The organism is Aerococcus sp. Group 1, from assembly GCF_000193205.1.
Taxonomy (GTDB): domain Bacteria; phylum Bacillota; class Bacilli; order Lactobacillales; family Aerococcaceae; genus Aerococcus; species Aerococcus urinae_A.
Genome location: NC_015278.1, coordinates 822,260 through 837,538, shown reverse-complemented (window position 1 = coordinate 837,538; position 15,279 = coordinate 822,260). Strand labels below are relative to the sequence as shown.

13 protein-coding genes and 1 pseudogene are annotated in these 15,279 nt (G+C 43.1%); 2 read left to right on the top strand and 12 right to left on the bottom strand.

Going from position 1 to position 15,279, the window contains the following annotated elements; translation table 11 throughout:
- Positions 1–220: 220 nt before the first annotated feature.
- The 3 genes and pseudogenes from HMPREF9243_RS03870 to racE all read right to left on the bottom strand — a co-directional run bounded on the left by HMPREF9243_RS03870 (position 221) and on the right by racE (position 2,156).
- Positions 221–721 carry a metallophosphoesterase gene (locus HMPREF9243_RS03870; RefSeq protein ID WP_013668745.1) on the bottom strand — a complete coding sequence of 167 codons (501 nt, stop codon included), beginning with the start codon at positions 719–721 and terminating at the stop codon, positions 221–223.
- Positions 718–1,331 (bottom strand): annotated as a pseudogene (locus HMPREF9243_RS03865) (XTP/dITP diphosphatase). Before HMPREF9243_RS03865 ends, HMPREF9243_RS03870 begins: the two are co-directional and overlap by 4 nt.
- 3 nt (positions 1,332–1,334) lie before the next feature.
- Positions 1,335–2,156 (bottom strand): glutamate racemase, encoded by an 822-nt coding sequence (racE, locus tag HMPREF9243_RS03860; RefSeq protein ID WP_013668832.1) that lies wholly within the window; start codon positions 2,154–2,156, stop codon positions 1,335–1,337.
- Positions 2,157–2,511: 355 nt separating this feature from the next.
- Here racE and HMPREF9243_RS03855 point away from each other — a divergent pair, with 355 nt between their 5' ends.
- Together HMPREF9243_RS03855 and mgsA are read left to right on the top strand one after the other, a co-directional pair.
- Positions 2,512–3,732 (top strand): sodium/glutamate symporter, encoded by a 1,221-nt coding sequence (locus HMPREF9243_RS03855; RefSeq protein WP_013669391.1) that lies wholly within the window; start codon positions 2,512–2,514, stop codon positions 3,730–3,732.
- 95 nt (positions 3,733–3,827) lie between these two features.
- Positions 3,828–4,295: a methylglyoxal synthase gene (mgsA, locus tag HMPREF9243_RS03850; RefSeq protein ID WP_013668638.1), complete on the top strand. Its 468-nt coding sequence runs from the start codon at positions 3,828–3,830 to the stop codon at positions 4,293–4,295.
- A 74-nt stretch (positions 4,296–4,369) separates the two neighbouring features.
- On the opposite strand, the gene HMPREF9243_RS03845 is transcribed toward mgsA, so the two are convergent.
- The 9 genes from HMPREF9243_RS03845 to HMPREF9243_RS03805 form a co-directional block, all read right to left on the bottom strand.
- Positions 4,370–4,798 (bottom strand): hypothetical protein, encoded by a 429-nt coding sequence (locus HMPREF9243_RS03845; RefSeq protein ID WP_013669343.1) that lies wholly within the window; start codon positions 4,796–4,798, stop codon positions 4,370–4,372.
- 246 nt (positions 4,799–5,044) lie between these two features.
- A complete protein-coding gene (trxA, locus tag HMPREF9243_RS03840) occupies positions 5,045–5,359 on the bottom strand; it encodes a thioredoxin (RefSeq protein WP_013668586.1) in 315 nt (104 codons plus the stop codon).
- A 159-nt stretch (positions 5,360–5,518) separates the two neighbouring features.
- Positions 5,519–7,906, bottom strand: coding sequence for an endonuclease MutS2 (locus HMPREF9243_RS03835; protein ID WP_013670031.1), 2,388 nt, complete (start codon positions 7,904–7,906; stop codon positions 5,519–5,521).
- A 319-nt stretch (positions 7,907–8,225) separates the two neighbouring features.
- Positions 8,226–8,696 carry a CvpA family protein gene (locus HMPREF9243_RS03830; protein ID WP_041705959.1) on the bottom strand — a complete coding sequence of 157 codons (471 nt, stop codon included), beginning with the start codon at positions 8,694–8,696 and terminating at the stop codon, positions 8,226–8,228.
- Between the two features lie 15 nt (positions 8,697–8,711).
- Positions 8,712–9,290 carry a cell division protein ZapA gene (locus HMPREF9243_RS03825; protein WP_013668740.1) on the bottom strand — a complete coding sequence of 193 codons (579 nt, stop codon included), beginning with the start codon at positions 9,288–9,290 and terminating at the stop codon, positions 8,712–8,714.
- A 166-nt stretch (positions 9,291–9,456) separates the two neighbouring features.
- Positions 9,457–10,950, bottom strand: coding sequence for an N-acetylglucosamine-specific PTS transporter subunit IIBC (gene nagE / locus HMPREF9243_RS03820; RefSeq protein ID WP_013669328.1), 1,494 nt, complete (start codon positions 10,948–10,950; stop codon positions 9,457–9,459).
- A 33-nt stretch (positions 10,951–10,983) separates the two neighbouring features.
- Positions 10,984–11,877, bottom strand: coding sequence for a PEP phosphonomutase (locus HMPREF9243_RS03815; RefSeq protein WP_013669538.1), 894 nt, complete (start codon positions 11,875–11,877; stop codon positions 10,984–10,986).
- 202 nt (positions 11,878–12,079) lie between these two features.
- Positions 12,080–12,988: a DUF368 domain-containing protein gene (locus HMPREF9243_RS03810; RefSeq protein WP_013668744.1), complete on the bottom strand. Its 909-nt coding sequence runs from the start codon at positions 12,986–12,988 to the stop codon at positions 12,080–12,082.
- A 119-nt stretch (positions 12,989–13,107) separates the two neighbouring features.
- Positions 13,108–15,135 carry an ATP-binding cassette domain-containing protein gene (locus HMPREF9243_RS03805; protein ID WP_013669781.1) on the bottom strand — a complete coding sequence of 676 codons (2,028 nt, stop codon included), beginning with the start codon at positions 15,133–15,135 and terminating at the stop codon, positions 13,108–13,110.
- Positions 15,136–15,279: the final 144 nt, after the last annotated feature.

The window sequence follows — 15,279 nt, the reverse complement described above, 5'->3', positions numbered from 1 at the left end:
AGATAGTTCGTGTTTTAAAAAGAGCCTGGGACTTTTGACCAAGGCTCTTTCGATAAGAAGAAATTTTTATACTTGATATTAAAAGCTGGGATGGAATTCCCAGCTTTTTTGCATCTATTCACTTTTTAGCTTCAGTTGCTATAGCTGTTCGAAGCGAAGCGACGTACAGATATAGTATGCGTAGCTCTCTCCCCTCTTTTTGCGATTGTCGCACTCTATTTTATGGCAGGAATTTTTCGGGGACTTTTTCACCGTTTCTTTGGTAGAAGGTGACTTTTTCTTGGTCAGCTTGCCAGTCTAAGATGGCATAGGTGGGTGTGAGATAGTTACCACGGGGGAAACTTACGGAACCCGGGTTAATTAAATGCACCCCATCAAGTACCTGGTCATCCATGATATGTGTGTGACCATAGACAGCAATTTGACAGCCTTGTTTCTTAGCATATTCAGCGAATTTCTCTACTCCCGCCTTGACCCCATAAAGGTGACCATGGGTATAGACCAGCCGGCCTTCTGGTGTATCGATAATCCGCTCAGCTTTGTAGGGACCAAAATCGCAATTCCCCTTCACCGGTTCAATCACATTCCAAATACTGTCGCCAGGATCTAATTCAGAATCACCGCAATGGAGCATGAGGTCAACTTGGTCTTGGTAGCGTGCAACCAAATCTGATAAGATCTGGCTATCCCCATGACTATCTGAAATTAATAATATTTTCATTGCAATTCCACCTTTCCTACTTCAATATCGGCTTTGAGTTGGGCCAAGGCTTGGCCACGGTGACTGATCTTATTTTTTATATCAGGATCAATTTCTGCTGTAGTTTTTGGTAGTCTGGAAGATAAAAGATTGAATCATAACCAAAGCCGTTACTGCCCCGCTCTTCCCTTAGGATTTCTCCAGCCAAATGACCAATATAATGTTTATAGACTTGGCCATCCGAATGGCTTAAAACCAAAGCACAGGTAAATTGGGCTTGACGCTTGCCATCAGGAACAGCTTCCATGGCTAGTAAGACTTTTTGGCGGTTGGCTTGATCATTCTTGTCTAAGCCAGCATAGCGGGCCGAATAGATTCCTGGTTCTCCGTTTAGGGCTTCAATTTCCAAGCCAGAGTCATCAGCAATAGTGGGAACCTGTAAGAGTTTTGCTGCTGTACTGGCCTTTTGACTAGCGTTTTCTAAAAAGTTGGTTCCGGTTTCTGGAATATCATCAATGTCCGGATAGTCTAAGAGAGTTTTGATGGTAAAACCTAGAGGGGCAAATAATTGTTGAAATTCCCTGGCCTTGCCAGGATTTTTGGTGGCAATTAAGAGATCATTATTAGCCATGGTCTACTCCTTTTTTGCTTCTAATTGACTGAGGGGAATCCGACTGACCGGAATATCTTTTTGCAGCCAGGTCTTGGCAATGTCCTTAAACATAGTCACCCCTCCGGTAGTATAAAACTGATAAGTGGCGGCTTCTGGGTTCCATGAAGATTCCGCTAGATTATAAAGGTCGAGGATTGCTGAAACATCACTCACAGTTTCAGCTCCGGAATTGACCAATCGTACCCCTGGCCCCATGAATTTTTGGATCAGTGGAGCTAATAAGGGATAGTGGGTGCAACCCAGAATTAGGGTGTCGATGGCTGTCTGTTTCAAATCATAAAGACTTTCAGCCACGATTTTCTTAGCAATCGGAGAGGAATATTGGCCACTTTCCACTAAGGGAACGAATTTGGAACAGACCAAAGGATACAAGATTAAATGCTTGTTATGGTCCAATAAAACATTTTGATAGAAATGACTATTAATGGTGGCTTCAGTAGCCAAAATCCCGATATGGCCGTTTTCACTATAACGATTAGCTGCCCGGGCACCGGGGTGGATCACACCAATGACCGGTATATTCACCCGTTGGCGGATCCGCTCCAGTGACACTGCTGTCGCTGTATTGCAAGCAATCACAAGCATTTTAATATTTTGCTCCAGGAGGAAATCAACTAATTCTTGGGTGAATTCGTTAATCTCTGCCTCTGGCCGGGGCCCATAAGGACAGCGGGCATTATCCCCAATATAAATTATCGACTCATTGGGCAACTGACGCATGGCTTCTTTGACGACAGTTAAGCCACCCACTCCTGAATCGAGAAAACCAATGGGACGCTTCATGGTGACACTCCTAACAATAAAAACTCAAATCAATACTTCTATTATAGCAAAAGTGCTTTTCTAATTATAGTAATCCCTTAGCTAAAAATATTGAAGCTCAGTGGTTTAACAGAAAGGAGTCATTACTAATGTTAATTTTTATTACAATTTATTCAGGCCTGTAAAGTTGAAATCTTCCGTAAAGCCCTAATTTGATTGGATTTTCTCTGCTTTTAATTAGCAAAGATTTTATTAGTAAGTGGATCAATATGATATATTAAATGACATAATTAATGACATTAATTTATATTACATGGTATTATAATTATAAGTACTTATTTACATACAATGTTCAATCATATTGAGGAGCGATTATATGATTACAATTAATTTTGATATCGTTCAGACACTCGGCCTTGCAGTACTTGCCTTATTTTTTGGTAAGTGGATGACCAATGTCTTTCCGGTGCTCGAAGAATATTCCCTGCCCCCTGCCATTGTAGGTGGCTTAGCCTTTGCCTTAGTCAACATGTTTTTACGTTTGACTAACCTGGTCACATTTAACTTGGACACTTCCTTGTCTACCCTATTTATGGTGGTATACTTTACCACCATTGGTTTTTCTGCTAGTATCCAAGCCTTGTCACGGGCTAAGGGCGTGGTGATGAAGTTCCTCTTTATTGCCATTTTAGCAATCTTTATCCAAAATATTCTGGCCCTGGTTCTGGGGAAATTCCTAGATATTCCTGGCCCCTTGGCCCTATTGCTCGGTTCCCCTGCCTTAGTCGGCGGGCCAGGGACGGCGGCAGCTGTCTCCCCTACTATTGTCAACTTGGGTTACGACAATGCTACCTCGGTAGGGATTATTGCAGCTACTTTGGGAATTGTATTGGGCTCACTTTCTGGTGGTCCAATTGCCTCAGGTATTGCCAAAAAATACTCACTATCCGCTAAAGATGAGAATGCCTCAGCGAATACCAGCAACCGCTACCACCGCCATCCCCAGCACCAACGTTTGACCGCTGAACGGATTGGTTATATGTTGTATGGCACCTTACTAGTGATTTTTGTTGGAACCTTTGTCACTGAAATTATTAACACAGTCGTAGGAAAATTAGTGGGTGGAATCACCTTCCCCGTTTATATTGGCCCGATGATTGTGGCAGCCACCGCCCGTAATATTTCCGATGCCAAGGAGCACTCTATTCTTGATGATGCTGCTCTGGATGTGACTTCAGATATCTCTCTCAATCTCTTCCTGGCCTTAACCATGGTGGGATTAGAGTTATGGACCATTATTGATATGGCTCTACCGATGCTTTTAATTATTTTGGCAGAAACAGTCGTTACTCTGGCTTTTGCTCGTTATATTGTCTTTCATACTATGGGAAAAAATTACGACTCGGCCGTGATGACGGCAGGATTTATTGGCTTTGGGATGGGGTCCTCCTCCAACGCCATGGCCTGCATGCGGCAAATCACCCATGAATATGGTGCTAGCCCGTTAGCCTTTCTAGCAGTTTCTATCGTGGGAGCCCTCTTTATTGATTTTATCAATATCTTTGCTATCTACGGCTTCATCCATCTGATTGCTTAGGCCAGCTGCTAGTCATCGCTTAACTTTCTTTTCCCTGAGAATTTGTTTATGATAGAAATGCATAATGTTCTATTACACAGGAAAGGAAGACTCTCATGCGGATAGCACTCATTGCCCACGACAGTAAGAAAGAACTCATGATCCAATTGACCGCTGCCTACCAGGATATTCTCAGTCAGCATGACTTAGTGGCGACCGGGACCACTGGCAAACGCGTCAGTCAAGCGACTGGTCTCAAGGTCCATTGCTACCAATCGGGCCCCTTAGGTGGTGACCAGCAAATTGGTGCTGAAGTCTCACAAAATAAGATCGATTGCGTCATCTTCTTAAGAGACCCTCTAACAGCCATGCCCCATGAACCCGATGTGAATGCCCTGATTCGTCTTTGTGATGTCTACAATGTTCCCTTAGCGACCAATATTGGCAGTGCAGAAGTGCTAGTCCGCGGCTTGGGCGCGGGGTTAATCAATTGGCGCGAGGACTATGCCGATGGTCAGGTTAACCGCGATATCCGCGAAAATCTCAGTCACGGCAGCGTCAACCGCCCGCTTAAAGAAGATTGAGCAAAATAATAAGGTCAACTCAGACTTCTCGATTAGAGAGAATCCGAGTTGACCTTTTCTTTTTTACTTATTTTCTAGTGCTCAACCTGCCGCCAATTATGGTTATTCCACCATAATAGGGCTGACAAGACAAATACTGAAAGGTATAAGGCATAGACGACAAAATCAGTATTTAACTGGGTTCTTGCCATCAAAAAGTCGTCAATGGGAAAGGCTGCGTAATAAATCGCATTCATAAGGATAAGGAAGAGAGCGTGTTTCTTCAAGGCCTGTTTGGCTTGAGAACTCCCCTCCTTAAAGTAAACGAGAAGACCTAAACTCAGCAAGAGGATTGAAAATAGACCGATAGCTGGGTAGGAAATCACTACTAAGGACATCAATAATCCTCCTAGAGCTTCTAAAATGTCCGGACTAGACATTACCCAGGCCAGACCTGACAAGGCAAAAATAACTAGGATATATATAAGGGGAATTGCATTTAAGAAACGAAGTAACTTAACCATCTGGATCATCTCCCTATTGGTATGCTTTTTTGAGCTTTACTAAGGTTTTCTTTCCCATCTATTTTTAGTATAAATAAAAATCCATTCATGTAAAATCATAAGTCTCAAAGTGAGTTATAAAATAAAAGTTTAAATTTGAGAATATATCCGCTAGTTTCTAGCGCGATTAACCCTAAAAATTAAATAATAAATTCTCAGAAAAATAAAAAGTGCCGCACTTAAATGCAGCACTCCTTTAACTCTTGCTTAGTCTAAATGGTTTTCAAGGATACTTTCCAATTTTTCTTTTGGCGTGTAACCAACCAGTTGTTCAACGACTTGGCCGTCTTTTTTAACGATTAAGGTTGGGATGGACATAATACCAAATTCACGTGGGGTATCAGGATTTTCATCCACATCCATCTTAGCAAATTTTACTTGGTCGCCCATTTCTTCATCGAGTTGGTCAACAATTGGAGATTGCATCCGGCAAGGACCACACCAAGTTGCCCAGAAGTCGATTAAAACGACGCCTTCACTAGTTTCATCTACAAAATTTTGATCAGTTAATGTTTGTACCATTTAACTTCCTCCTCAAATTATTTCAATTAGTCACTCTGTGAACAATGCTGTAAAGTGGCAGGGAATTGCTATTGACCTTCCCCTCACTTTCAAGCTTTATTATAGCATGTTCTCCCACTTAGCAAAAAATTTTTGCTTACTTTTATTTAGTGAAGGCTCCTAGTCGCCAAATTTAACAATGGTTGCCCCTTGGCCTCCCAGATTATGGGGAGCGTAGGAGAAGGACTTGACCCGTTTATTATTTCTTAAGTATTTCTGTACACCGTCCCGGATCACTCCAGTACCAAAGCCATGAATAATGGTGACTTGGGGGTAATTGGCCAAGAGAGCCTGGTCGATATAGCGGTCAAGAGCTGTCATGGCCTCTTCATAGCGCATGCCCCGGAGGTCAAGTTCGGACTTAATATTCTTACTTTGACTAGCACGTACGCTACTCGAGCCCTTCTTCCCCTTAGACTTGGGCTGGCTCTTTTCTTGGAGCTCTAGATCTTTTTCAGGAATTTCCATCTTCAACATCCCCATCTGAACCAACCAGTGTTTATCTTCCCGTTTTTCAACCAAGGTTCCCATCTGACTATATGGGATAACCTTGACTTCGTCGCCAACCTCCAAGTCTTTATTTTTCTTGCGTTTTTGCCGTTTGAGGACCTTGTTCTTTCTCAACTGTTGCTCTTCTTGGGTCAAGTTAGCGATTTGTTTTTGTTTGTCAATCATTTCATGTTCTTTGACGGTTTGGCCCTGAGGATTATTCTTCTGCCATTCTCTAATATCACCCAAGAGCTTATCGGCCTTTTCTTGGGTCTTAGCCACCAGGTCATTAGCTTCTCGCTTCGCCCGGTTTAAATAGGTAATCTTATCATTTTCCAGGGCGTGGTAGGCCTTCTTCAAATCAGCTAATAATTTATCAGCTTCTTGTAAATCTTGGCTTAGGGCTTGGTTATCTCTTTCATAGGCTTGACGTTTCTCATCCAAGTCATCGATCATTTCATTTAAGGACTGACTTTCTTCTCCGACATAATAGCGGGCTTCATCCACGATGCTTTGGTCCAGGCCCAAGCGTTGAGAAATATCAAAGGCGTTAGACCGGCCCGGTTGCCCGATTAATAAGCGGTAAGTCGGCGTCAGGGTTTTCTCATCAAATTCAACACTGGCATTAATCGCATTGGGCTCTTCGAAGGCATAGGCCTTGAGCTCGGGATAGTGGGTGGTGGCTAGAACCGTACAGCCCACTTGAGCAAGCCGGTTTAAAATTGCCATGGCTAGGGCTGCCCCTTCCTTAGGATCAGTTCCCGAACCCAATTCATCGATTAGGACTAAAGACTGGTCATCAATTGCCTCTAAGATCGATATAATATTAGTCATATGCCCAGAAAAAGTTGAAAGGTTGGCTTCAATCGATTGCTCATCCCCAATATCAGCAAAGATATGGTCAAAGACTCCAATGCGGCTATCAGCCTTGGCGGTAATATAAAGACCTGATTGACCCATTAGCTGCAGTAGACCCGTAGTCTTTAAGGTAATGGTCTTCCCACCGGTATTGGGCCCGGTAATGATTAACATGCGGTAGTCGCCGTCAAAGCTAATGGTATTTGCTACAGCGGTCTTCGGATTTAATAAGGGGTGGACAGCTTCTTCTAAGTTCAAAGACTGGTGATCTTGGGCAATGAGGGGCCGGTGGGCGCCCTGCTTTTTCGCGTAGCGCCACTTGGCTTGGATGAAGTCAAGTTGACCTAAAATTTGGTTATTTTGATTAATTTCTTGACTATGGGGAGCCAGGTCGGCTGACAATTCCGCAAAAATCCGCTCAATTTCCGCCTGCTCTTCAATCCGCAAGCTATGGACCTTATTGTTGGACTCCATCACGACTTGGGGTTCAATATAGAGGGTCTGACCTGAGGCACTTTGGTCGTGGACCACCCCACCGAACTTGCGCCGGTATTCTTGCTTAACCGGTAAGACATAGCGGTCATTACGGATAGTCACAATTTGATCACTGAGATAATCGGCTTGGCTAGATTTAATGATATTATCTAAACTCATCCGAATATGGGCTTCTTCTGCCTTGATACTTTGGCGAATGCTGTGTAAGTGACTGCTAGCTTCATCATAGACAGAACCATCACTAGCAATGGCCTGGTTAATCTTTTTAGCCAAGTCCTTATGGTTAGCAAAGTCACTCACATAGCCTTGCATTTGCTCGACGTCAATGTCTAAGTCCTCAATCTCTTTAAAGAAATGACTGACTTCACTGACACTTTTCAAGACCCGACCCACATGGGCTAGTTCTTGGCCATTCAAGATGCCGCCGATATCTAAGCGCTTCATCAAAGGCCCTACATCAACTAATTGACCCAGTGGCAAACTGCGTTGGGCTTCATCAATGCTTTGCATTTCATCTACATCAGTCAAAGCGGATTCAATTTTTTCGGGGTCGGTCATGGGTTTAAGCTGTAAGGCTAGGTTTTTACCCAGGGCCGTCACAGTTTCTTTGGCTAGGGCCCCAGTAATTTTATCGAATTCTAAGATTTTTTCTATTTTTTTATTCACAGAGATGCTCCTTTTTCACGATAAACTGACCATCTAATAAAAAAGAGGCTATGACCAAAATCCTAGCTCTCTTCAAAATACTACCTTTCTAATCAAAATGTGTTCCAAGTGCAGAGCAAGCGTTCGCTTCAGAAAATGGCACTAAATTCTCAAAGAGAATTTTGACGCCCTTTTCTTCCAGAGGTCTTGCTCTTTGACACACTTGTCACACTCTCCTCTAGTTAAATAGCGATTGCAATGCCGGCAAACCATAAGTTAAAGACTTCATGGGTAAGGAAGGGGGTTCGACGGATAAAGAACTCTGCCACACTATTATGACTTAAGAAGCTTTGGACACCTTCCAGTCCCAGTAAAGACAAAATAGCAAAAACAAAAACAAGGTAAACCAGGCAGTGATAAAACCAGTAATAAACCCGCCCAGGCTCAAGACCTTTCCTTGGCCTTTTCGATACTTAGACGGTGAGAAGAGGTAAAGAATAAAACTCTTAATAACTTGGATCCCCACTAAAATAAGGGCAAAGGCCATAGCTCGGTAGTAAATCACATCCATATTAGTTAAGACAGCATCAGGATAGTATGAGAAGTCACTAGTCATGGAATAGCCGGGAAAAGGGATAATCAATTCTAATTTCTCCGCTAAAGGTAAAAAATACTCCTTAGCTACAAAGAAGCTAACTCCCAAGGATAGGACCTGCAGGAGCTGCACACCAAAAGTCCGACGACTATAATCCATAATGATTAAGGCGAAAAATATCAGGACTAAGATTAAGGTAATGGTGGTATTAGACAAGCCAAGTCCTCCTTTCTAATCACGGGGCGTCTTGGAGAGACCTTGGGCTTTCTTAGCTGCAAAGGGATCATAGTAAACCACAGAAGGGTCTGCTTTTTGTTTGCCTTGGCTAGCTTTAGTCTGCTTGGAAGTCTTTTTACTACTTTGTCCTTTATTTTCACTCACCTTAGCCGCCTTAACCTGGTTTTGACTTTCACGGAGTAAGTTTTGACTAGCTTGGCTATAGGAAGGTTGACTTTTAGCTTGGATTAGCTTGCCCCCTTCAGAAAAAGCGGTCAAATTAGGTTGTTGAATGGTTTGCTTTAAAGCTTGTAGTTCCGACTCTAAGCGAGCTTTTTGCCGGCTTAGGCGTTCAATTTGCTCTCTTTGGCTAGCGATTTCGGCTTCATTTTCCAGCCAGTGGGAGGTGGCATTGATAGCGACTAAGAGAGCCATTTTCTGATTAGAAAGAATTGAAGGTTTGCTTTTAATTTCATTTAAGGCGATATTCACCCGGCGAACCACTTCTTCAATATGTTCTTCAGATTTATTGCCGATGATTTTTACAGTTTGTTTTCCAAAATGAGCGGTATACTCTTGCTGCGACTCAGACATGAACAGTCTCCTTTCCTGAACATTTTACTCCTTATTCTACCATTGACCCGAGCCTTTGACTAGGGAGAGTGTGCCAAAAGTCAAAAGTGCGCTGAAGCTTAGGACCAGGTTTTAATCATTAGTATTAAAAAAGGACCGAGAAAGTTATCCCAGCCCCTTAATCATTTTATGAAAACTCGTTTTCATCTTTGCTTTTATCTGTTTCTAAAATCTCTTTTAATTCATCGGCAACAAACTGAACATCAGTACCAACTACGATTTGTAAATTATGTTCGTTCACTTTTCTTAAACCAGGAACACCGGTAGCCTTGATTTTGCCTTCATCAATAGCATTGGTATCCTTCAATTGGAGCCGTAGGCGGGTAGCGCAATTGGCTACTAATTGGAGGTTATCTTTTCCCCCAAGGCCTTGGTAAATATTTTGGGCCATGACTTGGTATTTATCTCCAGTTTGGCTAGAAGCCTTAGCAGCATGGCTTGCTGTTTGGTCTGCTTCACTGACCGCTTCCCGTCCTGGGGTTTTAAAATCAAAGCGACGAATTAAGAAGTCGAAAAGGAAGAAATAAATGACAAACATGGCTAGCCCTAAAACAAGGATCATCCATTGGTTATTAGCCATAGGCATCCGCCAAGACAAGACCATATCAATCAAACCTGCTGAGAAGGAAAAGCCTAGGGTTGCATGTAAGGCTGAACAAATAAATAGGGACAAGCCGGTTAAACAAGCATGGACAGCATAAAGGGCTGGAGCGGCAAACATAAAGGAAAATTCCAGTGGTTCGGTAATCCCAGTCACAAAGGCTGCAACGGAACCAGCAATCAGTAAGGAAGCAACCGATGCCCGATTTTCTGGACGGGCATTCTTATACATGGCTAAAGCAGCCCCAGGTAAGCCAAACATCATAATCGGGAAAAAACCGGCTAGGTAGCGTCCTGTCACCCCAGGTTCTCCTTGACTGGACCAGAAATTACCAATGTCATTAATCCCAATGGTATCAAACCAAAAGACATTATTAACGGCATGATGGAGTCCAAAGGGAATCATCAATTTGTTGGTAATGCCGTAGATACCCGCTCCGATATCTCCTAAGTTAGCGATTCCGGTCCCAAAGGCTACTAAACCACCATAGACAGTGGGCCAAAGGAAGAGTAGGATAACCGCTAAAAGAGCTGACAGGGCAGCCGTTACAATAGGAACGGCCCGCTTACCACTGAAGAAGCCTAGCCATTGGGGTAACTTAACATTGTGGAAATGGTTATACATTTCCCCAGCAAGGACCCCGGAAATAATCCCTATGAAGACATTATTAATGGCTTTAAAGGCTGGGTTAACTTGGTCGATGGCTTGGCCGGTGATTCCACTTAAAATTTCCGGACTTAATAAGGTCGTGATCATTAAGAAAGAAACCGCCCCACTCAAGGCAGCTGCCCCATTATTATCTTCAGCAATCCCCATGGAAATTCCCAAAGCAAAAAGTAGCGGCAAGTTATTAATCACGACTAAGCCTGCTTGGACTAAGAAAGTTGCTAAAACGTTCGAACTTCCTTGTAAGGCATTCGCATCGATGGCATAGCCAGTCCCCATAAATAAAGAGGCCACTACCAATACGGAAACAGGCAGCATCAGGGATCGGCCAATTTTTTGTAAGTAATCTAACATATGAAATCTCTTTTCTCTCTAGAATTCAACAATTTAACGTCTCAAGGACTGAGCCATTTTGAAATAAGTGTGGCGCTTACCTCGGACAGCAATGCTTAAGGCCATAATATTCTCGGGGTCTGGCATTCGTCCATAGCTCCCATCACCAATATGATGAATATCTGCCCCAACCTGCTTATTATTTAAGGCAAAGGTGCGAATAGTTTCTGCGCTAGCGCTTTCTTGGCTGGTACCAATAGTTGCCATCACTAAGCCATCTTGGGCTTGGACCGCTTGGCAAGCTTGATGAGCTTCTTCTAGTAATACTCCAGGCACCGTGCCGACGCTAGGCATCAATACCCCGTCCGCACCTGCTTCAATAAATTGAGTAAATAAGCTAGCATCAATCAAAGTTTCTCGTTTACCGGCACCATGCATTTTCCCCGCTAAGATTAAACCAGAATAGGCTTGCCGGCCTCCTGCTAGTGCAGCTAAGATATCAGCATTGGTCACCCCGGTTGAAGGATTTGCGGTTACCATGACAAAATCCACGCCCAAGTCTTCCGCCGCAGCAAAAGCTTCTGGGCTGGCCCGCCTTCCGGGACTAATTTCAATCTTTTCATCGAGTACCTGATTGTCCGCAGAAACGGGTTCCAGGTTGATACCAATGGGACGCCCGGTAAGTTCTTTAATGGCTTCAATCACAGGCTTCTTGCTTTCAAATCCCTTGATTTGGGGGTGAAAGACATCCAATTCATTCAAACAGATGAGGTCTGCACCAAAAGCCGTCATCACTTCGGCGTTGGTTAGCCCCTCAATTAAAGGAGCAGCGGTTACCACCGTTTCAGCCATAATAACGCGGCCCTCACTGGCTTGAATGCTTCTTTTGAGCTCATCCTTAGTAAAGTTGTTAACTTCACTGGGAAAAGCACTTATCAAACGTTTCATAAATCGACTTCCCACCTATCTAAGAAAAATCTGAATTACCTGCAGCATTTATAATAATTGAAAAAAGTAAGCATCTCAATATCTTTTTAGTTATTAATAAAAAGAGTGTGATAATCACAAAAAGGAGCTTCGTCCTATGGCTGAAAGAGATTTTGATTAGAATAAAAAAGAATGGAAGTTTCATCCATCCTTTCAAAAAAATTTAACGATTATCGGGTGAATACTTCTCTTCAATACCACTAAACCAGTAGGAGAAAATAGCCCCTGCAACAAACATTACTATGGCCAAAATTAAAGTCGTCATAAAACTCAAGCCTGTTTCCATTAACCCTTCTGGGGTAAAGGCTGGAAAGACCACGGTCGGAAAGATGGCTAAGGAAGATCCGATCACAGTCCCTAAAATAAAGTGGTACATCTTGGCATAGTAGTGGTCAAAGAGCCAGTTGGCCACTTTAGCTAAGGCCAGGACACAGAGGATAGCACCGAGACCTAGAGGAATAATGACGCCCATGTTTAAGTGAGAAATTCCTGCTGACATCTTTTCGTATAAGCCAAAGTAAATCAAGAAATTACTTGGACTCATCCCTGGCACAATTACGCCTAAACCGATCAAGGCCCCAGAAAATAACCAGACCCCAAAACTAGGCGTTAAGTGGGAAAAATGTTGGCCACCAAAGACCATTAAGGCAAATAGGGCCAAGGCAGTCAGACCCATGACCAGGTAATCGGCTGTGCTTCGCCCTTCTTGGCCGGCTTGTTTAAAGAGAGAAGGAAAAGTTCCTACCACAAAACCGATAAAGAGGCAGGTAAAGAGGGCCTCATAAGAGCCAAAGGCCTTCATGACGAAGAAAGAAAAGAGAATAATCCCAATAACAAAACCGATACCCACCGGAATAAAGTAGCGAACATTTTTCCAAAATTTATGGGTAATATTACCTAAGAAATTCAGTAGTTTATCATAAATACCAAAAATAACGGCCAAAACTCCGCCGGATAAACCCGGTAGGATCCCCCCGATACCGACAAAAGCCCCTTTGACTAGGCGTAACCACCAGTCCTTTGAAAAGACTTTGTCTTCATTTTCAATGTCATTATTATGTGAATCAGTCATTAAAATGCCTCCAAATTAATCATTAATTTCACCATTATAACCGAAATTCAACCGTATAGGCCATTTTTCGGTAAAATTAAACTTTCTTTAAAGAGTAGGTCGATTTGTCCAACTAATATTTACTCTGCCCGTAAGGCTTCGACCGGGTCAAGTTTGGAAGCCCGGTTGGCGGGTAGGAGGCCAGAGATAGTAGCAATCACTACGGCAATCGCTAAGCCGATAAGTAGGAATTGCCAAGTAATATCTAACATGGAAACTTGGAATAGCTGGTTTAAGACCTGGTTAGCCAGACCAGCAAAGGCAATGGCCAGTCCTCCCCCTAGAAGTCCGGAGAAAAGACCGATCAAGAAGGATTCAGATATAAAGATACGGCGAATATCCTTACGCCGTCCTCCAATGGCCTTAATAACCCCAATTTCTTGGGTCCGCTCCACGACACTAATATAGAGAACGGTTAAAATCATAATCGCAGAGACTAGTAAGGAAATACCGGCCACACCGATAAGGACAAAGGTGAAGATATCAATCATTTCCGTAAAGGTTTTGACTAAACTTTCGGTGGCCGAGCCGCGATAACCCATATCCGCGATGTTCTCCTTGATTTGTGGAGTCAGACTTTCATCTTCAGCCACTAAATACACCACATTGGGCTTAAGTTCAATGTCTTGGTCATCTGCTAAAGTTTCCAAATCATCATAGTTTAAATAGACGGTGTCAAAGATAGCCGCTGATCCCATAGTTTCGTCAGCCTGGTAAATGCCAGAAATAGTAAAATCTGCTTTGAGATCTTTTTGTTTCAAAGTCAACTTTAGTCTCAGCTTTTGACCGATTGCTGACTGACCAGTATCTTCAGCCAACTTATCGGCAATCCCCCGACTAACTAAGATTTCCCCCTGTCCGGGTAAATGGCCTTCAGGCAGGTTAGCGGGAGTGATTAAGGACGAAATCGTCTGTAAGTTCATGAAGGGGTATGTCTGATCCTCTTTTTTGAGGTAATCGGTCCCTAAAGAGAAATTGGTATAGCCAACTTCAAGGTCTTCTACTCCCGATATCGCCCCAAGTTCTTCTATATTTTCCTGCTCAAAGGTCGGATCTTGAAAATCGGGGCTGATAGTGGTTTGGGGAAGATTTTGTCCCTCTTTTGACCGGTTGCGCTCTTCCATGGCTTCCATTTCTGGATTATTCATAGGCATGCGGACTTCAGTCACCTGGGGATTAACCTGGCTTTCCATAGTATCCGTCAAATAATTATTGACCCCCGACCCTAAAGCTAACATCAAAATAATACTCATGATCCCTACTGAAAAGCCAAAGGCAATCAAGAGATTACGCGACCACTTGGCCCGCATATTCTTTAAGGCCAGTTGGATAGCTGACCAAAAAGAAAAGGCATTGGAAGGGGCTTTCTCCACATGGGGCAGCTGGCGCATGCCTTGATAGTTGGCCAGTGCCCTTTGATTTTCACTAACCCTTTCATCGGCAACGATTTCGCCGTCCCCAATCCTGACCAAGCGGCTAGCAATACCAGCCACTGCTTGGGAATGGGTGACAATAAGGACTAATTTTCCTGAAGCAGCGATTTCCTTAAAAATATCTAAAACAGCGTCAGCTGTCTGTGAATCTAAGGCCCCAGTCGGCTCATCAGCGATAATAATTTCTGGGTTATTAACTAAGGCCCGGGCAATAGCCACCCTTTGCTTTTGTCCACCCGATAACTGGTTGGGCCGCTTATGGATTTGCTGACCGAGGCTTAGTTGCTCAAGGACAGCCTGGGCTTGCTTTTCCCTTTTTCTTTTAGGAATATTGGATAAATTCATCGCTAGGGCCACATTTTCTAAGACCGAAAGATGGGATATTAAGTTAAAATTTTGAAAAACGAAGCCAATCTTATCCTTATGGTAATTAACTAAGTCGCGCTCCTTGAAGTCAGCGATGTTCTCCCCTTCAACTCGAATTTCTCCCTTGAAATCAGTGTCTAAACCACCAATTAAATTCATTAAGGTGGATTTACCACTCCCTGATTCCCCTACAATGGCGACTAATTCTCCAGCTTCAAAGGCCAAATTAATGTCCTTTAAAGCATGGAATCGGTTGCCATTAGCTAGAGAATAATATTTATTCACGGCATTTAAGCTTAATATTGCCATATGCTTACTCCTTACTTTTACTTGCTTTTTATTAGGAAAGCTTTGACTAAGACAGTCTCTTAGCCAGTTACTTCATTGAGTGAGTACTCACTTTTAACTCATGTACAGTAACACTAAGTCCTCCAGAGAGCAAACAATATGACA